A 24,643-nucleotide genomic window follows, 5' to 3' on the forward strand; every position below is an offset into this window, starting at 1 on the left:
AGGGTGTAACATTTTAATTGTAAGTGTGAAAAATGGCACTGTAATGCTCAAGTTTTCAACTGTGTAAATCCCAAGACCCATACAGGAAAACCCATGAACCCATACATCAAGGTCATCCTCACTACCGCCATCGTCGTTGGTGTCTCTGGTAAACCAACTATGGCCCAATTTGGCGCACCCAGTAGTCTCAGCTTCAGCAACATGAACGCCTATCTCAGCGTTCAGCAAAATGCTGCGCTGGTGCGTGAAGCTCAGAGAAGGCTCAACAGCATCAATCGGAGCAACAACAGCAACCGGAGCGCCCAAACCACCGCCCGCACCCAAGCCCAAACTGCCCCAAAAACCACTTTTCGACCCGTCCCGCAGCGATTGTTGCTGACGCAGTTCGCCCGCAGCTTGAGCAGTGACCCCGCCGTAGTACGCGAGTCAACCAAAGCCTTCTCCGAGGGCTTCAAAGCTTTCGAGCAAGAAGCCCGCCGTTTAGGCCGCCCCAACAATGTGGCGATGGCCTTCACTTACTTGGTGGGAGTTTGCTACATGGTACACTACGGCGAAGAACCCACCGAAGCCGCGCTGATGAATCTCCAAGCAAATAGCGATGCGGCCTTCGGTTCATCGACGACCTTTAAAGCACTGAACAGCCAAGAGCGCCAAAAACTCTATGAAACCTTCGTGCTGATGGCGACCCTACCTTTGGCAGGCTACACAGTAGCAATTGAGCAGAACGACCAAGAATTGCTCAATACCTACCGCGAGGTTGCCGGGGTAGCCCTAGAGACTGCTTTGGGAGTACGCCCAGAGCGGTTACGGTTCACGGCGACGGGCTTGGAACTGCGCTAAAAGCAAATCAGGGGAATGTGTTCCAGCACACCCCTTATTTTTTTCTTGAGGCACGAGCTATTCCCTTATGACTTAGGCAGACTCTACGATTTCTTGGCGAGAATGTTATCGCCTGCTTTGATACTCTCCCTTATTTCATCTATAGCCGTAGTCAGATATGTTAGGACAATTTGAAAGTTTAAATGCCAGGAATAGTAAGACTTTTCCTCCTGCCTTCTGCCTCAACCGCGTAGCGGTAAGTCAAAAGGCAAAAGTAAAAAGGCAAAAATGAAGAATACTTTTGACTTTTGGTTTTTTACTTTTGACTTCTCCGGCTTTGCCGGAGTGCCTTCTGCTATGTGTTCACCAAACTCATCCTCAAATTGCGCTAACGATGAGTTATCAAGCTTTTTAAATCACATCCTGTAATACTCGGCGGGTGTTTTGCCATGCCCAAACACCAACGGCAGCAACTACAACGCTCATTGTCACTAATACCACACGCAACCCAAGGGCATCTGTTAATGGCCCAGTGATGGCTAAAGGTACAGATAAAGCAATATTTACGGCATGGTTTTGAAAGCCAAATACTTTACCGTGCATGGTTGGCGGTGTTTGCTGCTGAATTAAAGTTTGCATGGGTACGCCAATCAAGGCCGCACCTATACCTAACAATGTACACAGCCCTAATGCCAGCAATAAGTTATGGGTAAATGTAAAAACTCCCAAAACGAGTGCCATTGCTAAAAATCCCATCAAAGGCAAGGGTTTGTGGTGTAATTTATCCCCCCAGTGACCTAAAATTCCTGCCCCGATGAGCATTCCGACTCCAGCTGCTGCTAAGAAAAAGCCAAACTGTTTTTCTTTTAAACCAAACTCTTCTGCTAATCGAATTGTCAGGACTGTTAAAGCTGCAAACACACAATATAAGGTGGTTAATTGCAGCATTGCGTTTAATACTAAGCGGTTTTTCTTGAGATAGCGCACACTTTCTCTAAATTCCGCCCAAGGGTTTGCAGATACTCGATGTTCTCGATGGGGTTTATGTTCTTTAAACTGAATCGGCTGCATCATCACACCCGATAAAATGTACAGTCCGCCAACGATAATTTCTTGACCGTATTCTTCTCCCATTAGGGTTTTAGCCCAACTTAATATGGGTTCTCCAATGGCGAAACCTACTATCAACGCGCCCATCATGGTGCTGCTAAACAGGGCGTTGGCTGCCATTAAATTTTCTCGACGCACTAACAAAGGGATGGCTGCTTGTTCTGCGGGGGCAAAAAACTGCGTTACTGTAGAGATGCAAAAGGTGAGAATTAATAAAATAAAAAATTCTCTTGGTAAAAAGGGCAGACACAGTGTCAATAGCCCACGCACAATATCGGAGCCTACCATAATCAACTTTTTTGGCAACCGATCGACAAATATACCGCCCGCAGAACCGAATAAAATGGCGGGGATGGTAAATGCCACCATTAAGGTTGAGTACATCGAGTTCTCGGCTAATCCTGGTGGGGCTGGATAAAATTCCAGTAAGGCAATCATCAATACGAAAAAGACTTTATCTGCCAACTGGGAAATGAGTTGTCCAATCCACAGAAGCATGAAGCCACGGTTTTTTAGCAGTGCGCTAAACCCATGATTGACAGCAGCAGGTTCAGTTGGAAACATCGGTTCTTAGTGATAACGACTAGGGTAGATAGAACAGCTGGGGGAGTAGGGAGTAGGGAGTGGGGAGTAGAGTTGCTCCCTGGCTGCTTCCTATTTCTCACTCCTGTTTACTGACGCTGTTTTCCGGACTATTTTTATTCATAGCGTTTTAGCAACAAATGCAAAAACTCAGCAGCAGTCAAGCGCATTTGTTGGGGAAAATCTTCATAAGAAGAGTCTACCCACCAACCTTGAACATTTTGGGGCGATCGCCACATAGATAAATGGTCAACGGTTGGTTCTGCGTAAAAATTATTATGCCCACTACCGAGTAACAAAGAACTCCAATGTGTAAAATAATCGTGGCTGAGGCGATGAATAGGAAAATTCCCCCATAAAGGTACACCCCATCCATCTATAGCAATAAACGCTTTGACTTGTCCTCCCAAGATTTGCCAGTTCCAGGCGGCGGCGATCGCTCCCGCGACTCCCGCACTGAAGCTAATAAATACAATAGGTGAATTTTGACGATTTTTGCAGCGATCGCCTAAAAATTGCAAAATATGTGGGGCTGATAATGCTAAAACACCTTGCCCCGGAAACACCATAATTTTATCTCTTTTTTGGCTTAACCAGCCTGAAATAAAGTTTTCCGTGAGTTCGGGTTCATGAATTCCTGGGCAAAGGATGATCATCATTTATCTTTTATGCTCACAAGTTACAGTTGCTCGTTCTAGTGTTTTTGTTCATTCATCCAGAATTAGATTAAGTATTTCTATTTAAACAAAAAGATATAAAAAACACTTAAAAATCTTGCATAAATAGAACGAATTAGTTAAATTTTTCTTGAGGATACTCGGTAATTATTTTGTCATACTCAGTATCTAGGATTAATTCTAAGTATGTCTTTTGAAGTATTGTTGTTAATTTTCTGGTTATCCTATCCCCCCGGAAGGGATAATGATTTATGATTCAGAAAAATACACGAGAGTTATTACCTAGCTCTTGACTCTGAATTTATATTGAGGAATGTATTGTGGTTGCTACCCCAGAAAAATTGCAACACACCCATGAGCATCTACCTGGTCAAGACCGTGTAGCTGTATTATTGATGGGCTATGGTGAAGTCGAAAGCTACGAAGATTTTGCCAATTATAATGAACAGGCTTTAAATTTACTGACAGCGAAGTTTGCACCCGTTCCAACTTGGATTTATCCGCCTCTAGCAAGGCTTTTGGCTTTATTTGACCGCCATGAATGGGGTCATACACACCATGATTTTATTTCGCCACACAACGCCATATTTGAGCAGCAACGAGCCGGCATTGAACAGAATTTACAGGCGAAGTGGGGCGATCGCGTTCAAGTATTCAAAGCATTTAACTTTTGTGCGCCTTTCTTACCCAAGCAAGTTTTAGCAGAAATCCAAAGCCAAGGATTTGATAAGCTGTTAATTTACCCCCTGTTGGTTGTTGATTCGATTTTTACCAGTGGAATTGCGATCGAGCAAGTAAATAACGCTTTAGCCGAAATCGCAGCCGGAGAAGAACACTGGGTGAAAGGACAGCGTTACATTCCGTCTTTTTACAACGAACCAGCATACATCGATTTGATGGCGCATCTGGTGGAAGAAAAAATCGATGCTGATTTAGCCGCAAATTACTTACCTTCCCAAATCGGGATTGTATTAATGAATCACGGTTGTCCCCACAAAGCCAAAGGTTTCACCTCTGGGATCACCGAAAGCCAAGCACTGTATGATTTAGTCCGAGATAAGTTGATTAACCGCTATCCTTTAATATCTGTGGGTTGGTTGAATCACGATACACCTTTAATTGAATGGACACAGCCGAACGCTGAACAAGCTGCTAAAAACCTGATTCAATTAGGGGCAAAAGTCATAGTATTTATGCCCATTGGTTTTGCTACGGAAAACCATGAAACTTTATTAGATGTCCACCACATTATTCATGCTTTAGAAAAGCAGCATTCTGGTGTGGATTATGTGCAGATGGCTTGTGTGAACGACAATCCAGAATTTTTGGCAATGGCGGCAGAATGGGCAAATTCTCATATTGCCGATTTGCTGTCAGAACAAGCTGTGACAGTGAATCCTCACTTAACTGAACATCATCACCATCATCATCATCATTGATGAAGAAGTTATACCATTTTGGATTTTAGATTTTAGATTTTGGATTGAGACAGGCTTTACTGGTAAGCTTTTGAGCAATTCATTTGTCGCAATCATTCTTCAATTTGGTATTAGAAGTCAGAAGTCAGAATTAATCATTTCGATAGCAAGAAGGGTGGGCAAAGTTTTGTCCACCCTTCTTACGGATAATTTAAAATCCAAAATCTTAAATTTTATAGGAGTCCACCAAGCATTTGCGAGGAACTGGGTTACTACTCAGCACTCAGCACTCAGCACTTTCAAGACTTACGCATGAAGGTTGGCTTGTTCTTGCAACCAAGCATCTACAGGCTGTCCATCTTTGCGTCGGAGTTCAATTTCTACCACCATGACTTCTTTAGAGCCAGGAGGCGCGGGTTTTTGGTGGAAAATAATATCGTAGTCTAGGGGATTTTGATTGCGTTCTTTTAACCATTCCTGGACTTTGGTTGTAGCGAAAAATGATTGTCCTTGGTCAAACATCCGGGTAATTTGCATTTGCAGGGTGTAGGGATTTATGCGACCCATTTTTTCCGACCTTTGTAAAGTAATTTAAAGTGAGTATCTTGTCTACTCTATGTTATACCGCCTGTTATGGAAGCAGTCAGGAGGCAACAATACACACTAGGGTCACAATTGCGGGAAACTGAGAACAGATCCATTAATGAAGGAGAACTCAATGGGCTGGACTAAAGTTCTGGCGGCTAATGCACTTGCCCCAGGTGCGAGAGAAGTTGTGAATGTCGGTAAGCGCAAAATTCTCTTGCTGAATCATGAGAATAAATTATATGCAGTAGAAAATACTTGCCCACATTTAAAATTACCTCTGAAGAATGGCAAAATTGAAGACGGCGCGATTGTTTGCCCGTTTCACCGCAGTGCTTTTGATTTAGGTACTGGCGAGGTGAATAATTGGTGTCCCTGGCCGCCAGGAGTTGGTAAGGTATTGTCGTTAGTTTCACAACAAAAAACACTGCCAGTTTTTCCAATACGTGTGGAAGAAGGCAGTATTTTGATTGATGTGCCTGAAAGTTAAATTAAGTAGAAGGACTGAATTCAACTTAACTTGAGATTGGCGGGTTTCGACTGCGCTCAACCCTCTTTTAGCAAGGCTATTGAGCATTGAGCGAAGTCGAAATGCGTCTTCTAAATATAAATAATTATGTCAACATACTTAAAATTACGATCGCATTAATTGGGCGGGCAAACTGCCCACCCTGCTTACACAGGAGAAATGTTACCTAAAATTACATAATGGTTCTGGTCAGAGAATTTTGAGAGAAAATATAAATGTAGGAAACAAAGGTAAAAATAGAAATTAGCCTCTGTTTCCCCTTCAGGTTTATTGCTGAAATTAACTTTGCAAACATGGTTAATGGAGGTGTCTCATGTTTAGCGATTTTTCACTTTATGATCCTACAACTTACCTAATTGTCAAACTCTTGGTTTTGATGTTGGCATTGCTAATGTTTATGGTGGTTGCTGCGTCCCCAGTTGTGTAGAAATTAGTTAATTTAAATCTTTTTCTCCAACCAAGTCTCCCAGAAATATAGCGGTGAGATAATGCTAATCATGAGCAATTTCTTACCAATGGGTATTGTCTGTTTAACTTTATTCACAGGTTCACTGATTTCTGGTAAGGTTCTTTTTGCTCAAGACTTGCAGTTAACAAATCAACCAGTCAATATTGCCGGTTTAGTAAATGGTCAATATCAATTTTGCAGTCAACCTGACCCCCAAAATTGGCGGGATGGTGCTGGAGTTTGTTTTAATTTCTCTAAAACTGGAAATCAAGTGAATGGTTATTATGGGTATCCGCACTCTGATCAATTTGTTTGTGTGCGTGGGATAGCAGATAAAAATCTGATCACAGGCGAAGGTCTAAGTATTGTGTGGGATATTCCGCAGAAAAATACAGTTGATTCTGCTGAATTTAAGTGGGATGCAGAAGAACATTTAACACTTAGTCAGGCAAATATCCTCAATACCGTCAATGTTGACGAGGATAGTGCTACGTGGATTTTGTACCGCAAAGCTTTACTCAATCTTGAGGGATTTTACCAATACAATCGCCCCCGAATGACACCAGTATCTCAATTGTGTCAGTGGAGTTTTGCCAGTCGTAATTAATTAACTAGCGTGTTCCCAGTCACTGAGTAACTCATGTTCTTGTTTGATTTTTTTGGTTTTGCGGAATGGAACTTTGGGAGAACCGATATCTACGCGCCCAAAAGACTGTTTTTTCTGCTTGGTGGATTTTTGCTTTTCTGTCGTTAAAGTAGTCATTGATGATTGTTTCCGAAAAACTCAGCACTACTTTAAATCATCAATTTCAAAACAGCAAATTTCTGAAGAGGTATTATTAAGTTTATTTAGGCGATCGCAAGGTATAAAAATATTCTCCAATTCCAAGCATTTTGCTATACCTATGGTCTACGTCATCTAAGTAAAGTATCGTCATGAGATGGGAATTGCGATGGTAAACTCGGTTCCGATACCGGGCTGAGAATTAACTTCCATTGTGCCGTTGTGTTTTTCGACGATAATTTGATGGGCAATAGATAAACCAAGTCCCGTACCTTTACCGACGGGTTTTGTTGTAAATAAAGGTTCAAACAGTCGTTGTTTGAGTCTTTCAGGAATCCCGATACCATTGTCAGCAATTTTAATTACCGCCATTTGTTGGGAATTGACATCGGTGGTAATTTGAATTTGCGGGATGCGATCGCTCATTTTACCTTGGATAATTGCTTCATCCAGAGCATCAACGGCGTTAGCCAGCAGATTCATAAATACTTGATTCATTTCACCGATGTAGCAGGGAACATGAGGTAACTTACCGTAAGCGCGAATCACTTCAATTGCCGGGCGATCGCCATTAGGCTTGAGGCGATGTTGTAAAATCAACAGCGTACTATCCATACCCGTATGCAAATCAGCAGGTAATTTGGTGTCGCTATCTGAGCGTGAGAAACTGCGGAGTGAGGTTGAAAGGTGTTGAATGCGTTCGGAACCTACCTCGATGGAACTGACAATTTTTTCTAAGTCTTCAAGCACAAATGGCAAATCCAAGTTATGTATAAAAGTCGTAATTGTGGCGCTTGGGACGGGATATTCTTGTTCGTACAGTTGCAGTAGCTTGGTGATGTCAGCAATATATTCTTGTAAGGGCGGGATATTGTTAACGATAAAGCCAATGGGGTTGTTCATTTCGTGAGCGATTCCCGCGATTAACTCTCCAAGAGTTGAGAGTTTTTCTTGTTGTACCAGTTGTACTTGGGCTTTTTGTAACGCAGTGGTGCGATCGCGTACTTGTTCTTCTAAAGATTGGGTTAATTGCTGGAGTTGTAAATGCACACGCACTCGCGCAATAACTTCTGCTTGGGCAAAGGGTTTGGGGATATAATCAACCGCACCCAGGGAAAATCCGTGAATTTTGCTTTCTGTATCAGCTAAGGCTGTGGTGAAAATAACCGGAATGTTTTGTGTTACTGGGTTCGCCTTGAGACGACGACAGGTTTCAAAGCCGTCAATACCGGGCATTTGGACATCAAGTAAAATTAATTCTGGTTGGTTGCGTTCGGCTTGAGCGATCGCACTTTCGCCATCCACCGCGACACGAAAACGCCAACCCTCACCCGCGAGTGCTTCTGAAAGTACAGATAAATTGGTGGGATTATCGTCCACAATCAAAATAAATCCCTTTGTTAAAACCTGATTCATGATGCTGTATTAACTAATTTGTTGTTGAATAAAAGTTTCTAAACGTTTGAGTTGAAAGTTTTTTGCTAACTGGATAATGTGATTAGTAAAGTTGTGGAACTGCGGCTGAGAAGCGAGTTGTTCAGCTAGTTCTAAAATGTTCTGCACGTCGCCATCTTGAGTGAGTTCTAAGAATTGTTGTAAAACTTCTTTTGCTGGCAAAATAAAATTATCTAAAGTATCTGTTTTAGGTTGGTTTGTAGTGTTTTGTTGATTTTCGTATAACCATTCCAGTTGTAGAAATTGCCGCAGTAGTTCCAGGAGTGTTTCTGCTTCTACTGGCTTAGAGAGAAAGGCATTCGCGCCCATATCAATACTTTTATATTCGTCAATTGCAAAGACACTGGCAGAAGAAGCGATCGCAGGTATGTTGGCAAATTGACTAGCCTGACGCAAACTCTTAATCAACTCAAACCCATCCATCACAGGCATGACTAAATCAGTAATTATCAAGTCTGGTTGATGAGTGTTGATTTTCTCCCATGCTTCTTTTCCATGAATGGCTTCTATGACATCAAACCCTACTGGTTCTAATAAATTGACAATCACCGAGCGATTTTCCCATTTATCATCCACAATCAAAATTGTGCGTTTTTTTCCTTGATAACCAATAATAATTCCCTGTTCAACTACTCTAGAAACTTTCGCCCAATCTTTAGATTCTGGTGATTCTATTTCAAACCAAAAAGTACTGCCTTTGCCAAATTCACTTACTACTTGAATTTGACTGCCCATCAATGAAATAATTTTTTGGCTGATGGCTAGTCCTAATCCTGTGCCTTCTGTTTGGCGTTTTTGACTTCCTGCTTGTTCAAACGGTACAAAGATTTTTTCGAGTTGTTCGGGTGTAATACCTGTGCCAGTATCTATCACTTCAAAACGAAGTTTATAGATAATTTTACCTTCATCATGAATAGCTTGGTTAATAACTTTAATTTTAAAGGTAACACTGCCTTGTTGCGTAAATTTAATAGCATTACCAAGCAAGTTAATCAACACTTGGCGTAAACGTTTTTCATCAGCCCGAATCCCAATAGGTAAATCTGGGTCAAGTAATACATGAAACCCGATGACTTTTTGTTCAGCGCGGATACGACAAATTTCACTGACGCTATCGATAAATGCAGGTAAATAAAAATCAATGAGATTTAATTCTAGTTTTCTAGCTTCGATTTTAGACAAATCTAAAATATCATTAATTAGGGTTAATAAATGAGAACCACACTGATAAATAATTCCGACACCTTTACTCCCTTTTTCGCTTAATTTTTCTGTGCGTTGGAGAATTTGTGTATAGCCAAGAATACCGTTGAGTGGTGTGCGTAATTCATGGCTCATATTAGCAAGAAATTCACTCTTGGCTTGGCTAGAATTTTTAGCAGCTTCTTCAGCAAGGCGTAGTTCTTGTTCGATACGTTTACGCTCAATAATTTCAGTTTTAAGCACTTTATTGATAGCTTCTAACTGTGCTGGACTAGGCAGCGTCAGAGCTTGTGGCATGAGATAAATTAAGGCAAAGGCTGTATATATTGAGATAATTGCTGTAAACGCTTTGACAATCGATGAAACCCAATAATCAGGATGCCAAAGCGTCCAAATATCTATTAAATGTCCACTACCACAAGCCAAGATAAAAGCCCCAAATAACAGAAATACTCCATTAAAGGGGACATCTTGACGTTTGGAAATAAAGTAAATTAATAGCAGAGGTATGGAATAATAAGCTAGAGCGATCGCACCATCAGAAATAATATTTAGCCATACAAGTTCGGGTTTCCAGAGATAACAATGTCCATGTGGAATAAACCCAGTCACGTAAATGGAATAGGGAACAAATGCCAATGTCATGCTAGAGATTGCTAGTACTGTGTTAACTTACGTAAACTTAGTGTTCCCAATCTTTACTCAAGATGAACGATGGCAAAGAAATTTAAGAGGTTATTTATAGGCGCAGACTGTGGGCTAATTAATCACAGCAATTATATACAAGTGCCTAACGCAGTATAATCATTTGGCGGTACTAAACAGGTTCAGATAAGAATATTTAACCGCCGATGTACGCCGATAAACGCCGATAAATCAAGATTTGAATTGATTTGGTTTATTCTCAGGAACTTCGCCTGATCTAAACCGTATTAGGCACTTTTTATGGTATACTCAAAAACCACATTTACCTCTGAGAATTAACAACTGAAAAACCCCGCTTTGTTGGGCGAATTTTAGCCAATTCTACTTGAAAACTCACTTTATCGCTGGTGTCTGCACTCCGCGCTTCTAAATTCCAGTTTCCTGGACGCAGATACCAAAATAAATTAGTTGATTGGGTATCGAGTTTTTCACCATTTAACCGCCACTCAACTGATGATGGATTTCCGGCTAGTTTAAATTCTAATTTTTGCTGTCCTTCTGTACCGGGATAGAGTAAGAACAAATCACCATTTTGGGGGGAGACAATTCGTAAATTACTAGAGACAAAATTTGATTGCTGCTTGGCTAACCAATCATTATATTCGGGTGGTAAATTAAACTTATCTTGCGTTGCGTAAGCAATTTTATCTTCTGGGTAAAAATACTCTTGTACAACAGAGTTACAATCTGCTGTAGGGCGTAAACCGGAATCTGCACATATAGGAAGTTGAATTAACCCTTGGGGAACTGTAAACGCTGCGGGTTCTTGGTTTTCGTGCAGGTGCAACATGATACGGTTCCATAAAGGTGCTGCACCCATCACGCCAGATACTTGACGCATCGGTTCGCCGTTGAAATTTCCTACCCAAGTTGCAACGGTGTAGTCGCTAGTAAAGCCCACAGTCCAAGTATCGCGGAAGTTGGAAGAAGTACCAGTTTTGACGGCGGCGGGGAAGGGCAAGTTTAATACTGAGTCTACACCAAAAGCGGTGGCGCGGGCGTGGCGATCGCTCAACATATCAGTAATCAGTTGCCATATCGTAGGGAGTGGGGAGTGGGGAGTGGGGAGTGGGGAATAAGAGAGTGTTGTTACAAGTGGGATGCTTTGTCCTTGTCTCGCCATTGTGACGTAAGCTTGAGCCAGTTCCCATAACGTGACTTCGCCACTACCGAGAGTTAAACCCAAACCGTAATATTCTGGGGTTTGATTCAGGTGAGTAAAGCCTAATTCATGCAGACGTTCTAGAAAGTTCGGTACGCCAATTTTCTCTAAAACTCTCACCGCAGGTACATTTAAAGAATTGGCTAACGCTATCCGCACCCGCACCGGGCCGAGAAAGCGTTGAGTATAATCTGTAGGGCTATAAAGTTTCGCACCAGGGATAGCATAGTGGGCGGGGACATCAGCCAAGATGGTGTTTGGGCGAATCAGTTTTTTTTCTAACGCCAACTCATAAACAAAGGGTTTGAGGGTAGAACCGGGTTGACGTAGGGCTTGTACGCCGTCGTTACGTCCAAGTTTGGTTTCGTTGAAATAGTCGGGTGAACCGACGTAAGCTAAAACTTCGCCCGTATGGTTGTCAATTACTAAAGCTGCTGCATCGTGGACGTTGTTAGCGGCTAGGTTGGAGATGACTTGCTGTGCTTGGGCTTCGACGAATTTTTGTAATGGTCTATCGATGGTGGTAAAAATGGGAGATGTTTCTTGTTGCTTGGTATTTGATAACTGATTTGCTAACCAAAACAAGAAATGAGGTGCAGCGATAATTCCCCGTTGGCGAGACTGAAAAACCACCTTTTCGGTTTGAGTTTTCTCGGCTATTTGTTGAGTGATATAACCATCCTGTACCATCCGGTTGAGGACGTATTTCTGACGCTGTTTGAGTCTATCCCAATGTTGTAGCGGGTCAAAGTAGGTGGGATTATTAGGGATAGCAGCCAAAAGACTCGCTTGGGCAAGATTTAACTCACTGGCGGGTGTTGAAAAATAAGTCCGGGATGCGGCTTCTACACCATATATATTGCCGCCCATTGGCAGACGGTTGATATATGCAGCGAGAATTTCCTCTTTATTCATTCCCGCCGCTAACCGCCAAGCTAACCAAATTTCCTGCAATTTCCCTGAGAAGTTGCGTGTGGATGGTTCTAACATTCGTGCTAACTGCATGGTAATTGTAGAAGCACCAGAAACAATTTGTTTGGCGTGAATGGCTTGGTTGATGGCGCGGATAATTGCTTTGATATCCAACGCGCCATGATGGTAGAAACTACTATCTTCGGCGGCGATAATTGCCTTGATAAATTGGGGAGAAACTTGATTTAAGGGGACGACGGCGGTATGTTCTTGGTCACGGGTGAGGATTGTTCCTAATGGTAGCCCATTGCGATCGCTAAATTCCAAAGCCAGTTGATTTTGGGCTATATCTGCGGTATGTATAGGCGCAAAATAGGGCAGTAGCCGCACCACTATACATACAAATACAACAGCTAAGAAAAATTTTGACTTTCGGATGAGCCGCCTACTTAGTCTCATCAGAGACTCCCTGGATAGTAAAACCTACTTTAATTGTGACGTGCTGGCTATTTGTTTATCAGGTAATATTGCAAAGACTTAACAATTTATACCAATTTAAATTAAGAATTGTAGTGATTTTTGTAAATGGCTATGGGCGGTTAGTTATCCATATAGGAAAAGAATCTCACGCAAAGGCGCGGAGGCGCAGAGAGTATGAGTGTTTAAATTTTAATTCTAATATCAATTTAATGTGAAGCTGCACTCTATGAAACTCAAAATTCTTGGCGCTCTTGGCGGTTCGTTTCTTAAGATTCTGTGCATCTTCATACAGAATTAGTATAACTACTCTTAATCTCTTCTCCGCGCCTCTGCGTCTCTGCGTGATCCAAAATTATTCTATTTAATATGATTATTAAAATTATTCTGCAATTATTTATTATTCTGACCTTTTTACTCAGCATTAGCGGCTGTAGTTTATTAGGTGTATCCTCCAATAAAGAACCGTTACCCGCAGTTTCTCCTCTCACACCACCAAAATTACCAGACTGGATTGAACAAATTAGCCCTATAGGTGATGCTATACCTTTAAATCAGATTCGTATTCGCTTTAAGGAAGCGTTAATTCCTGTTGAAAATCTTGACAGCCCAGAACAACAAAATTTATTACAAAAATTTACTTTATGGCCGCCTTTACCCGGTCAATTTCGCTTTTTAACACCGCGTATGGTAGGTTTTCAAGTAGATAAATCCCTACCCCAAGCCACAAGGTTTCAAGTTACTTTAAAAGCAGGTTTGGCAGATTTAAAAAATCACAAGTTAAATCAAGATTTAGCTTGGACTTTTAACACTGAACCTATTAAATTAACTGATTTACCCGGTGTGAATCCTGTGGAAAAGGCAGAGATTCAACCTATAGATTTAAAACAAAAACTGCAATTTACTTCAAATGTCGAATTAAACTTAGATTCATTACAAAAACATCTTAAGCTTGTCCCCGAAGGTAAAAATAAAGATATCAGTTTTAATATAGACTTAGCGAAAGAGGAAAAACCAACAGAAGGTGAAGACCCATTACAAAAGTTTGACCCTTCAGCACGTAATTGGGTTTATAATCTCATACCGCAGCAAAGTTTAGAAAAAGCGACTAATTACCGTCTGGTATTTTCCCCTGGTATATTACCAAATTACGGTAACTTACCAACAGATAAAGAGTCGTTGAGTAAGTTGGCGACTTATTCACCTTTAGAATTTAAAACAATCAACTTTTACGGACAGCCTGATGTTAACGGAGCTTATGGGCGATTCATTAAAGGTAGTCCACAGCTAGAATTTAATAATATATTATTGGCAGATTCGGTTAAAGATAATATCAAAATTGACCCAGCACCAAAAGATATCTCTCGACTGTTCCAAGTTCCCGAAGAATCTAATTTAGTGACGCTTAATCCCTACGCTTTAGAACCTGCGACTAATTATAAAATTACGATTGGGACAAATATTAAAGATAAATTCGGACAGACTTTAAACAAACCCGTCACCCTACAATATAATACTGGCGATTTGGCGGGTGATATTTGGGTTCCGTCAGATTTACATATCTTTCCGTCCAATCAAAATTTACAGTTAAATATTAGTACAGTTAATTTACCAGAGTCTAAATATAAAGCCGCTTTTCGTGTAGTTCAGCCCAGCGATTTAGTTTATTTTAATAATGCTTCGCCGAAAGGTAATGATAATGAATTATTACCCCAGCTAAATTCATGGCAAAGCTTTAAAGTAAACTTTAAGAAAAATCAACTTGTTGATGTCAATGTCCCATTACGAGAAAAGCTTGGTAGTCCAACAGGGATGTTAGCTTATGGAGTCCAAGCACGCACAAATAAATATCAAGATAATGGCAAGGAATTGTGGCGGGAACCTGTAACTTATGGTTTAGTACAGTTGACAAATTTAGGTGTATTTAGTCAATGGTTTCCTGACTCTGGTTTAATTCGTGTACATCATTTGAGTGATGGTTCACCAGCTAAGAATGCAGCTATTGAAGTGTATCCATCAAAGTTAGAGGAAAAATATCCCAGTAATGCTGTACCTTGCGCGACTGGTACAACTGATGAAAATGGCACTTTAAGACTACAAGTTGATAATTTAAAACAGTGTTTTCCTGATAATCAAAGATTTACGAAATCGCCACAACTATTAGTAATTGCGCGAGAAAATCAAGATTGGGCTTTTGCCAGAACCGAAGAATATAGCGGGTCTTTTGGTTATGGTATTGATGCAGGTTGGCAAGAAGCTAAAGCAGAATCACGAGGTGTAATTTTTTCTGATAGAGACTTATATCAGCCAGGAGAAAAAGCTTGGTTTACTGGTTTTGCTGATTATTTAGAAAATGGGACTCTCCAGCAAGATAAAAACGCTGTTTATCAATTAACTCTAATTAATCCCGACGGACAGAAAACCCAATTAGGTGGCAAAACTACCAATGAGTTTGGGACTTTCTCTTTAGAGTTACCCATTCAGAAAACTCAGGCTTTGGGCTACTATACAATTCAGGGTAAAGGCAAAAAAGGACAAGAAATTTCCGGCGAGTTTCGGGTGGCTGAATTTAAACCGCCTAACTTTAAAGTTGAACTTAATTTAGATAAAGAATTTGCCCTAGCTAATGATAAAGTAGAAGCGAAAGCCGCGAGTAACTATTTATTTGGTGCGCCTGTAGAAGCTGGGGAAGCAAAATATTTTGTCACGCGCCAACAAACTAGTTTTATCCCTAAAGGTTGGGAAGAATTTAGTTTTGGTAGACAATGGTTTTGGCCGGAAGAAAGTCCATCGTTAACCAGTGAGGTTTTGCAAACTAGTGACAAGTTAGATGCAAGTGGTAAAACGAGTCAAACTGTGACGGTGGCGAAAGATTTACCTTACCCAATGACTTATCAAGTAGATGTGCAAGTTGCGGATGTTTCTAATTTATCTGTGGCTGCTTCTCAAAAGTTTACCGCTTTACCCAGTAACAAACTTATTGGACTCAAAAGTAATTTTATTGCTGATGCTGGTAAGGCTTTACCTGTAGAAATAATAGTGACTGAACCTACAGGAAAACCCATCACAGGTCAACGAGTGCATTTAGAATTACAACAGATGAAATATAGTAGTGTGACGCAGTTAGTGGAAGGAAGTCGCACTGCGAAAAATCAAGTGGAGTATAAAACAGTAGAACAAACCGATATTACTTCTGCTGATACTGCCCAGATATTAACTTTAACACCACCCGAATCAGGCTCATACAGAATTAGAGCTAATTTTAGGGATAAAAAAGAGGAATTAACGGCGACAGATTTACAAATTTGGGCAACAGGAGAAACCCCAGTTTATTGGAGTTCGGAAGACCGCGATCGCCTAGAAGTTAAACTAGATAAAAAAGAGTATAATCCTGGAGAAACTGCCACAGCTTTAATTCAATCTCCCTACCCCGAAGCAGAATTATATTTTGCGGTTATTAAAGATAAACCAATTTATCAACAAGTCACCAAAATTAAGGGAGGCGCACCCCAAATTCAGTTTCAAGTCACACCAGAAATGTTACCTAATGCAGCAGTAGAAGCTGTATTAGTCAGACAAGGCGCACCTCTTAAGCAAGTCGAACCAGGAAGTTTAGATAAATTAGTAAAAATTGGTTTCTCACCTTTTAAAGTCAACTTGCAAGATAAATATTTGAAAGTGCAAGTTACACCTTTGCAAGCATCTTTAGAACCGGGTGCAGAACAAACAATACAACTAGAACTGAAAGACAACCAAAACAACCCCACACCAGGGCAATTTACTGTCATGGTGGTGAATGAAGCGGTGTTGCAACTATCTGGTTATCGTCCGCCAGACTTGGTAGATACAGTCTACGCAGAACAGCAAATATCTACCCGGTTCAGCGATAATCGTCCTGATGTGGTGATACAACCCCAAGATATAGCAAAGCCTAAAGGTTGGGGTTATGGCGGTGGTTTTTCTGTCGGTGCAGCAAATACCCGCGTCCGCACAGATTTTCAAGCTTTGGCTTACTACAACGGTTCAGTGTTAGCTGATGCGAGTGGTAAGGCGCAGATAACCTTTAAATTACCGGATGATTTTACGACGTGGCGGGTGATGACTGTCGCTACTGATGGAAACTTACGCTTTGGTAATGCTGATGCGACATTTATCACCACCAAACCACTGCTAACTAATGCCATCTTGCCACAGTTTGTCCGTCCAGGCGATCGCATCTTCGCAGGTTTATCCGTCACCAACACCACCGGGAATACCGGAAACCTGTCAATTAACGGCGAACTTAGCGGTACAGTCAAGTTTGCCGAAAATAACCCCAGCACAACTTCATTGCAAACCAACGCCGAACCAGCCACCAAAGCTTATCGCTTCCCCATGATTGCAGGTGGCGTTGGCGAAAGTAAAGTTAGGTTCACCACCCAACTAAATAATACAGCCGATGCTTTTGAACTGCCTTTAGAAGTGAAGCCGTTAGAAATTACCGAACAAGTTGTAGAAGCTGGCGTGACAGAAAAGCAAGTCAAAATTCCCCTGAATGTTGATAAAAATGTCTACCCGGAAGCAGGTGGTTTAGATATTCAACTAGCGAGTACATTAATACCCGAAATTAAAGCACCGGCTAAACAAGTTTTAGAAGATGATGATTTACCCTTTGCAGAACCAGCCGCCAGTCAATTAATTATTGCTGCTAACCTGCAAACTTTAGGTAAACAATATAGTCAAACATTTGCAGAATTTAATCCTAGTCAAAAAGCAAATCAAGCCATTACCCAACTGCAAAAATTACAAATAGCCGATGGTGGTTTTGCTGCTTATCCGGGACAAGAAAAATCAGATCCTTGGGTTTCTGCATACTCGGCGGAATCTTTAGTAAAAGCTAATCAAGCATTTCCCGATTCTGTAGATACTGCAACACTTTCGCGCTTGAAAAATTATCTACAAAAGGTAGTAGCAAACCCAGGACAGTATGAATTTTGTAAACAGCAAATTTGTAAACATCAACTGCAATTAAACGCCTTAATCGCCTTAGCAGAATTAGGTGATAAAAGCAACAGTTTCTTAGGCGATATTTACCAACAACGCAATAACTTTGATATCGTCACCCAAATCAAACTAGCGCGATATTTATCGCAATTCCCCGAATGGCAAGATGAATCACAACAAATGCAGAACCAGTTACAACAAAATATCTATGAAACTGGACGCAACGCCGTAATTAGTTTACCCCAAAGTTGGGGATGGATGAATTCATCTACCACCGCCCAAGCACAAGCTTTAAGGTTATTTATTGCCAAACAAAGTAAACCGGAAGTTCTGGATAAATTATTCCAAAGTCTATTAAGTTTACGCCGAGATGGTACATGGCAAACTAACTATAATAATGCTCAAGCTTTAACAGCATTAGTAGAATATAGTCAACTCCAACCCACACCACCAAACTTTGCCACCACAGTTCAATTAGCTCGTCAAAAGTTAGGTGAAAATCGCTTTGATGGTTACAAAAATCCTAACTTGCAGCTAAATGTTGCAATGGATAAATTACCCCGTGGTCGTCATGATTTGATAATACAAAAATCGGGTAGGGGCAAATTACATTATTTAGTTGCCTATAATTATCGCTTGCAAGGTAATCAACCAGGCAGATTTAACGGTTTACGTGTCACACGCGAAATTAGCAAAGTCGGAGAAGAAAAAGTTCTGCAAAAAACCGGGATGTATGCTGTAGATAAACCCTTAACTGTCGATAGTGGACAAGTATTTGATATTGGTTTAGAAATAATTGCAGACCATCCTGTAGACCATATAGTCATTAAAGACCCATTACCAGCAGGATTTGAAGCCGTAGACCAGAGTTTTCAAACTGCGACAGCCGCATTGCAAGCCAAAGCCGATAGTTGGCAACTTGGTTATCGCAATATTTACCGCGATCGCATTATCGCCTACGCCGACCACCTCGAACCAGGAGTTTATAGCCTACATTACCTAGTCCGTTCTGTGACTCCCGGTACATATACATGGCCTGGCGCAGAAGCACATTTGCAGTATGCACCAGAAGAATTTGGACGCACTGCTGAGTCTACAATTGTGCTGGAGGAGAAGCGTTGATTTTGAAACCCAGAGTCTTTCTCTCTGCGTTCTCTGTGTCTCTGTGGTTAGTTAAACAAATCGCTGCACAAACGCAGCATATTCCGACGACTTCAACCCCTCTTGTAACACCTCCAAAACTCGCGCCATCTGATTATTTAACAGCGCCTCCTCTGCCAACCACAACCCCGGAAACACCTGAGAACGAATAATGCCATCTGCACCAGGAGATAGCAATTGATACTCGCCATCAACTAAGCAAAACCATGCCAATTGATTCTCATAAGATTGCCAGATAACATACTCCAACACCCCATTCCGACGATAAACTTGCTTTTTAATACCCGTATCAATTGAGACGCTACTTGCAGCAATTTCCACAATTAATTCGGGAGAACCTTCAATATAACCGTCACGGCTTAATCGAGTTTGTCCACCCGCCGCAGGTTCAATAAAAAGTACTGCGTCTGGTTGGGGTTCGTTATCTAAATCTAATCTGACTGTTGGTTCCACACTCAAGTCAACACCAGGAGTCATGGCTTGATAGACTCCTAACCAAGTCATCACCCGACTGTGGGGTTTACCATGCTGTTCATGTCTTAAGGGAGAGGCCACGTAAACGATTCCTTCAATCAACTCTGCTTTCTTGATATGGGGTGCAGCATCATAACGACGTTCAAATTCAGGACGAGTTAAGCGATCGCCACTTTCCAAAGGAGGTATTGCTTGTGTTTTCACCATTTGCCAAGCTGGGGATTTATTAGATACTTCTCACTTTAGCAAACCACAGTTATTGACAAGTCTAAACTATATAGCAGTCCTAAATCATTTGTAAAATTTCTATATCTTTTTCTTCTTTCTTACCTTTGCGTCCTTCTCTACGAGACGCTACGCGAAGGCGTTCTTGGCGGTTCGTTTCCTTATCTATAGTTTTTCACGACTCATTTAGGATTGCTATATCACGATGCAAAATCATGAAATAATTTTAATATTCTTTGCCTTACCCTTTGTCTAACGGCTTCATCCTCACCTGATAACCCATCGAATAACATTTCATATATCAACGGTACGCCTAACTCTAACTCTTCTAATAAAGAACGCTGACTAAATACATCTTGCGGTTCACCTTCTACTATCAATTGTCCTTTATCCATGACAAAAACCCAATCTGCCCAACGATACACCAAATCTAAATCGTGGGTTGCCATCATTAAAGTTTTGCCGTCTCGATGAATTTTTTGCAGAGTTTTCAGCAAATTCCGTGTATGTTTCACATCTAAATAAGCTGTCGGTTCATCTAACAATAATAATTCAGGATTCAATACCATCACATCTGCTATAGAAACCCGCTTTTTTTGTCCTAAACTTAAATGATGTACTGGTCTTTCAGCTAAAGCTGTCAACCCAAATTCTAATAATATTTGTTCTACTCGTGCTTGAATTTGCAAAACTGGAAGTCCTAAATTACACAAACCATAAGATATATCTTCTTCCACAGTAGAAGCTACTAATTGCTGTTCGGGATCTTGAAAGATTAGCCCGACTTGTTGACGCAATTTCCCCAGATAATTACGATGATAAGTTAACGGTTCTCCGCGCCACCGTACAACACCCTTATCAGGTTTATATAAACCATTAGCTAATAAAAATAATGTGGTTTTCCCACAACCATTCTGCCCAATTAACGCACATCTTTTACCCAATGGAACTTTTAAGTTAAGACCATTCAAAGCTGATTGCTGTGCGCCGGAATAGGTGTAAGATACTTGCTCAAATTCTAATAAATATTCCTGCATTTCGCCAAAATTCCAATCCAATTAAACAAATACAGCCGCAAATTGCTTCGATAATATATCTGGTTTGGGGATGATAGCGGCGAGGATGCCAAACTTTAAATTCCCCAACAAAACCCCGCGCTTCTAAACCCAGAGAAAACTGATTATATGTTTGTAATGTGCGCTGTAAAAGTTGTCCAATTAATATGGCTAAACTTTTCATCCAAATACGCCAAGTGCGATAGCCACCACGGGAATTTTGCGCTGTCCATATTTCATTGGCTGTATTCAGCAAAATGAAAATAAACCGATACATTAGTAATAACAAATCAGTTAACAGCACTGGAAATCGCAAGTAACGCAGAGTTTGTAAGATTTCCGTAAACGGAACAGTTAACATGAGAAAATATAAGCAGGAAACTGAGGCTAATGCTCTGGTGAAGATTGCCCAGGCTTGCAGACTGCCATGATGACTAACATAAATATAGAATTGTCCAAAACTTAGCCCATATAAAGCATCTAATTGCACCTTTGGCAAATCATTAATTGACACACCATTGATGATTAAGGCGGGTAAACTTGTCAAACAAAAAACGATGGTAAATAATAACAAACGGAAATAAATACTAGCCGGAATTTTGGCATAAACCATTGTCCAAACACCCATCCAAATTGCTATTAAAATCTGCACGAATGGATGGGTAGCAAGGGCAATAGCAAGAGTAGTCAAGGCAAAAATTAGTTTATGCTCTGGTGGTAATTTTCGCAACCGATTAGTATAAGCTAACGTATCTAATTGCAAACTCATTCTTCATGCTTTTGTTGTTGGGAACGGCCTTTATATAACCCAATTGCGTAACCAATTACTCCCGCACCCAAAGCTGCTTGCGAAGCAAATAATAAGCTTGCTATTTCACCACTAGCTGGTTCAAAAATTGATTTAAACCAAGGTTTATATTCTGGTTGTATCTCACTTATAGCTTCTTGTGCTTTGCCATCAGCACCGCCAAATTCTGCATTACGGACAAAGATTAAGGGTGCAACAGCTAAAGCCAATACAGCTAATACTAATAACCAGTTACTCAACCCTTTTTTAGACTGATTCATTTCCTTGGGGTTCCCGTTTGATTAATTTCAGCAATTCTAATTCTTGAGGATTATAAGATTGCAACCAGTTCCACACTAATACAGTTAGCAATCCTTCACTAATTGCGAGAGGGACTTGAGTTAGAGCAAAAATTCCGGCGAATTTGGTAAATGAAGCAATGAAGCCACCAACAGGCGCGGGAAAAGCTAAGGCGAGTTGGATAGAAGTAATAATGTAGGTGAGTAAATCTGAAATGGCTGCGGCGAGAAATATGGCGATTTTTGCTTTACCACCTAATTTAATTGTGAAATTATATATCCAGTAAGCGGCAAATGGCCCGGCGATCGCCATCGAAAAGGCATTTGCACCCAGGGTTGTCAAACCGCCATGTGCTAACAACAAAGCCTGAAACAACAATACTAAACTACCCAAAACCGACATAGTTAAGGGGCCAAACAGCACCGCACCTAACCCTGTGCCGGTAGGATGAGAACAGCTACCTGTAACCGAAGGGATTTTCAAGGCGGAAAGTACAAAAGTAAACGCACCCGCCAAGCCGAGTAGTAGTTTAAGTTGGGGGTTGGCTTGGGTAATGCGTGTCAAACTCCGCAACCCTAATAAAAAAAATGGCAATGCTACAACCCACCAAAAAATCGCCCACTGCACTGGTAAAAAACCTTCCATAATGTGCATTGCGTAGGCGGGTTTGGGTAAACCAACTACTAAATAAAAACTAATTACTGCCATCAGGCATAGACTAGCTAAAGCCTGCTTTTTTCTGTTCATAATCTGTACCTCGCAGATTTATGTAAATATATTCAGTTATATCGGCGGGCATCCTGACTCACCCAATTTTGGTTCACAGTTGCGGGACAGTGCCGGATTTTCACCGAACTTTCCCCCTTACGTCTGATGGCTGCTCCCCATCAGAACCGATCTCAGTAAATATATCACTATTTTTAATGTTGGCACTTCAATCGGAGCCGCATCTATTTCAAAAATCAAATATAGTATCATCCATCAGAGTTAGGTGAGGTTGAATGCAGAAATTAACAAAACAGATGGTACTTTGGCTAAGTGCAGTTGTGATGGTTTTGGGTTTGGTGAGTTGTGATAAATTCTTTGGTGCTTCTGGAGACTTGGTAGAAAGGGTGAGTGATGGGGATACTTTAGCTGTCAAAGATGCGAAAGGAATTAAATTCAATGTGCGCTTTGCTTGTATTGATGCGCCAGAAGTACCCCATTCCCAAAAAGAAAGGAACAGTAAACTCGCCAGCGATCGCAATCAATTTGACTGGGGTGCCAAAGCACAAGCACGCTTACAACAATTAGTCCAACAATCAGGCGATCGCGTGATGTTGACGATTACAGATAGCGATCGCTATGGTAGAAAGGTTGCAGAAGTCCGCTTAAAAGATGGTACTTTTGTCCAAGAAGTCTTATTAAAAGAAGGTTTAGCTAAGGTTTATCGCCCTTATCTAAACAAATGTCCGAGTAAAGATTTAGTTCAAAAAGCAGAAGCACAAGCACAACAGCAAAAACTAGGTGTTTGGAGTGATAGCAAATTTACCAACCCTTGGGAATATCGCAGTCTTGCAAAAGAAGGCAGTGGTTCGGCTTCGCTCACCAACCGGAGGAAGAAGTAAAATCATTACTAATGCCAAAATTTAATACTGGGATTACAAAATTCCTATCCATCTACTTCGTAGAATGAAAAAACTTTCACACTTCACACTTCATACTTCATACTTCCTCTTCCCATCCATGTTGACAGGCGATTTCTTTAACGACAAATTCAATCAGCGTTGGCGGTGCGGCGGAGATTAAAATACTCGGATAAATTGCTGTACCCCAAATTGGATGAACCAGCACACAGCATTTATTTTTAATGACTGGATAGCCAAGTAACGCTTTAACTACAGCAGTATCATTGTGCGGCATTGCACCGGGACGCGAAAGTAAAGGATAGCCTGTACGCGGATCAATTAAGTCTGAGAGATAACCGCGATCGCGCAATTCAAAAGCCACATCACAACCAAATCCCATAAACCTTTGGCGTAACTTTTGTTTCTCCGCCTCGATTTCTTTGGTGCTTTCCACTAAAGAAAATTGCGATCGCTGCAAAACAACCACAACCCAAAAAAAGGGTTCTTGTTTCCAATCTGGTAATATCCGTTCGCAATTAGTACATATATATTTACTCGGTGCATGAATAGAAATTTGCACAGCTTGTCCCATATCGCCAGTTAAATTTATGGGACTGGTTTGTTCCGAAATGTAAACGCTTGGGTAGTTCACTCAATTGATATGATTTTTTACAAGTTGTTAATTTATTCCTTGGGATCGATAATAACTCTTAACACTTTATAAAAACCATCCATTTTCGCCCAGCAGTCAGAATTTATTGCAATTTATATATATAAATTATAAATTTTTAATTTAATTTTTATCTTTTATTAACCTTATTTAAAACTCAGCACTAACACCCCGGAGAACAATACTTTGAGACGACTTGGGTGACTCAGTTTATCTGTACTACTTTTCTTGCTGGTAATATTTTTGGAGAAGTTGCCCCGACCATAAAGTCAGGACAACTTCTGGTACACCCCTTGCACAATACAAACAATATCAGTATTCACAACAATTTGTTTGCCAAATTGGCAAAAATTAAAAATTCAACGGTAGTCAAATTTACTGTCTGGGGAAGTCTGAGGTGGATAATTAAGCCGAACAATTCAGGTAAATTTACTAAATCTGGCGCTGGTGACTGAATCTAGCGTTGTGAATTGTCATAATATAAGCAGTTACTTGATTGAGTCTCAATAGTGAAA

Annotated in this window: 19 protein-coding genes and 1 riboswitch; of the genes, 6 read left to right on the forward strand and 13 right to left on the reverse strand. The window is 40.9% G+C overall.

What is annotated here, in order from left to right:
• Nucleotides 1–93: 93 nt before the first annotated feature.
• Nucleotides 94–840: a DUF6683 family protein gene (locus H6G79_RS02945; protein WP_190592159.1), complete on the forward strand. Its 747-nt coding sequence runs from the start codon at nucleotides 94–96 to the stop codon at nucleotides 838–840.
• A 390-nt stretch (nucleotides 841–1,230) separates the two neighbouring features.
• Here the strand turns inward: H6G79_RS02945 and H6G79_RS02950 are convergent, their stop codons facing one another.
• Nucleotides 1,231–2,493, reverse strand: a complete 1,263-nt coding sequence (locus tag H6G79_RS02950) for an MFS transporter (RefSeq protein ID WP_190592158.1) — start codon at nucleotides 2,491–2,493, stop codon at nucleotides 1,231–1,233.
• A 134-nt stretch (nucleotides 2,494–2,627) separates the two neighbouring features.
• Nucleotides 2,628–3,170 (reverse strand): hypothetical protein, encoded by a 543-nt coding sequence (locus H6G79_RS02955; RefSeq protein ID WP_190592157.1) that lies wholly within the window; start codon nucleotides 3,168–3,170, stop codon nucleotides 2,628–2,630.
• A gap of 338 nt (nucleotides 3,171–3,508) precedes the next feature.
• On the opposite strand from H6G79_RS02955, the gene H6G79_RS02960 reads away from it, so the two are divergent.
• Nucleotides 3,509–4,627, forward strand: coding sequence for a ferrochelatase (locus H6G79_RS02960; RefSeq protein ID WP_190592156.1), 1,119 nt, complete (start codon nucleotides 3,509–3,511; stop codon nucleotides 4,625–4,627).
• 285 nt (nucleotides 4,628–4,912) lie between these two features.
• On the opposite strand, the gene H6G79_RS02965 is transcribed toward H6G79_RS02960, so the two are convergent.
• On the reverse strand, nucleotides 4,913–5,173 hold the full coding sequence (locus tag H6G79_RS02965; protein ID WP_190592155.1) for a hypothetical protein: 261 nt from the start codon (nucleotides 5,171–5,173) through the stop codon (nucleotides 4,913–4,915).
• 151 nt (nucleotides 5,174–5,324) lie between these two features.
• Between H6G79_RS02965 and H6G79_RS02970 the strand changes: the two genes are divergently transcribed.
• The gene (locus H6G79_RS02970; RefSeq protein ID WP_190592154.1) at nucleotides 5,325–5,681 is read left to right on the forward strand and encodes a Rieske (2Fe-2S) protein; all 357 of its coding nucleotides are present in this window, start codon (nucleotides 5,325–5,327) and stop codon (nucleotides 5,679–5,681) included.
• A 536-nt stretch (nucleotides 5,682–6,217) separates the two neighbouring features.
• Entirely contained in the window at nucleotides 6,218–6,775 is a 558-nt protein-coding gene (locus H6G79_RS02975; RefSeq protein WP_242048181.1) for a hypothetical protein, read from the forward strand.
• Here the strand turns inward: H6G79_RS02975 and H6G79_RS02980 are convergent, their stop codons facing one another.
• The 4 genes from H6G79_RS02980 to pbpC form a co-directional block, all read right to left on the reverse strand.
• Nucleotides 6,776–6,931, reverse strand: a complete 156-nt coding sequence (locus H6G79_RS02980; protein WP_190592152.1) for a hypothetical protein — start codon at nucleotides 6,929–6,931, stop codon at nucleotides 6,776–6,778.
• A gap of 171 nt (nucleotides 6,932–7,102) precedes the next feature.
• The gene (locus tag H6G79_RS02985) at nucleotides 7,103–8,368 is read right to left on the reverse strand and encodes a sensor histidine kinase (protein WP_190592151.1); all 1,266 of its coding nucleotides are present in this window, start codon (nucleotides 8,366–8,368) and stop codon (nucleotides 7,103–7,105) included.
• Between the two features lie 9 nt (nucleotides 8,369–8,377).
• Entirely contained in the window at nucleotides 8,378–10,255 is a 1,878-nt protein-coding gene (locus tag H6G79_RS02990; RefSeq protein ID WP_190592150.1) for an ATP-binding protein, read from the reverse strand.
• Between the two features lie 322 nt (nucleotides 10,256–10,577).
• Nucleotides 10,578–12,848, reverse strand: a complete 2,271-nt coding sequence (pbpC, locus tag H6G79_RS02995; RefSeq protein ID WP_190592149.1) for a penicillin-binding protein 1C — start codon at nucleotides 12,846–12,848, stop codon at nucleotides 10,578–10,580.
• 387 nt (nucleotides 12,849–13,235) lie between these two features.
• Between pbpC and H6G79_RS03000 the strand changes: the two genes are divergently transcribed.
• Nucleotides 13,236–18,971 (forward strand): alpha-2-macroglobulin, encoded by a 5,736-nt coding sequence (locus H6G79_RS03000; protein WP_190592148.1) that lies wholly within the window; start codon nucleotides 13,236–13,238, stop codon nucleotides 18,969–18,971.
• A gap of 51 nt (nucleotides 18,972–19,022) precedes the next feature.
• On the opposite strand, the gene H6G79_RS03005 is transcribed toward H6G79_RS03000, so the two are convergent.
• The 5 genes from H6G79_RS03005 to H6G79_RS03025 form a co-directional block, all read right to left on the reverse strand.
• Nucleotides 19,023–19,691, reverse strand: coding sequence for a Uma2 family endonuclease (locus H6G79_RS03005; protein ID WP_190592147.1), 669 nt, complete (start codon nucleotides 19,689–19,691; stop codon nucleotides 19,023–19,025).
• 218 nt (nucleotides 19,692–19,909) lie between these two features.
• A complete protein-coding gene (locus tag H6G79_RS03010) occupies nucleotides 19,910–20,746 on the reverse strand; it encodes an energy-coupling factor ABC transporter ATP-binding protein (RefSeq protein WP_190592146.1) in 837 nt (278 codons plus the stop codon).
• Complete coding sequence (gene cbiQ / locus H6G79_RS03015; RefSeq protein WP_190592145.1) at nucleotides 20,721–21,533, reverse strand: cobalt ECF transporter T component CbiQ; 813 nt, start codon at nucleotides 21,531–21,533, stop codon at nucleotides 20,721–20,723. The genes H6G79_RS03010 and cbiQ overlap by 26 nt, the downstream gene beginning before the upstream one ends.
• The gene (locus H6G79_RS03020; protein ID WP_190592144.1) at nucleotides 21,530–21,832 is read right to left on the reverse strand and encodes an energy-coupling factor ABC transporter substrate-binding protein; all 303 of its coding nucleotides are present in this window, start codon (nucleotides 21,830–21,832) and stop codon (nucleotides 21,530–21,532) included. Before H6G79_RS03020 ends, cbiQ begins: the two co-directional genes overlap by 4 nt.
• The gene (locus tag H6G79_RS03025; protein WP_190592143.1) at nucleotides 21,819–22,598 is read right to left on the reverse strand and encodes an energy-coupling factor ABC transporter permease; all 780 of its coding nucleotides are present in this window, start codon (nucleotides 22,596–22,598) and stop codon (nucleotides 21,819–21,821) included. Before H6G79_RS03025 ends, H6G79_RS03020 begins: the two co-directional genes overlap by 14 nt.
• Before the next feature lie 25 nt (nucleotides 22,599–22,623).
• Nucleotides 22,624–22,764, reverse strand: a riboswitch (cobalamin riboswitch).
• 88 nt (nucleotides 22,765–22,852) lie between these two features.
• Between H6G79_RS03025 and H6G79_RS03030 the strand changes: the two genes are divergently transcribed.
• Nucleotides 22,853–23,458 carry a thermonuclease family protein gene (locus tag H6G79_RS03030; RefSeq protein WP_190592142.1) on the forward strand — a complete coding sequence of 202 codons (606 nt, stop codon included), beginning with the start codon at nucleotides 22,853–22,855 and terminating at the stop codon, nucleotides 23,456–23,458.
• 97 nt (nucleotides 23,459–23,555) lie between these two features.
• Here the strand turns inward: H6G79_RS03030 and H6G79_RS03035 are convergent, their stop codons facing one another.
• Nucleotides 23,556–24,050 (reverse strand): methylmalonic aciduria and homocystinuria type D protein, encoded by a 495-nt coding sequence (locus tag H6G79_RS03035; protein ID WP_190592199.1) that lies wholly within the window; start codon nucleotides 24,048–24,050, stop codon nucleotides 23,556–23,558.
• Between the last annotated feature and the right edge of the window lie 593 nt (nucleotides 24,051–24,643).

Origin of the sequence: Anabaena sp. FACHB-83, from assembly GCF_014697485.1 — a bacterium.
Taxonomy (GTDB): domain Bacteria; phylum Cyanobacteriota; class Cyanobacteriia; order Cyanobacteriales; family Nostocaceae; genus Nostoc_B.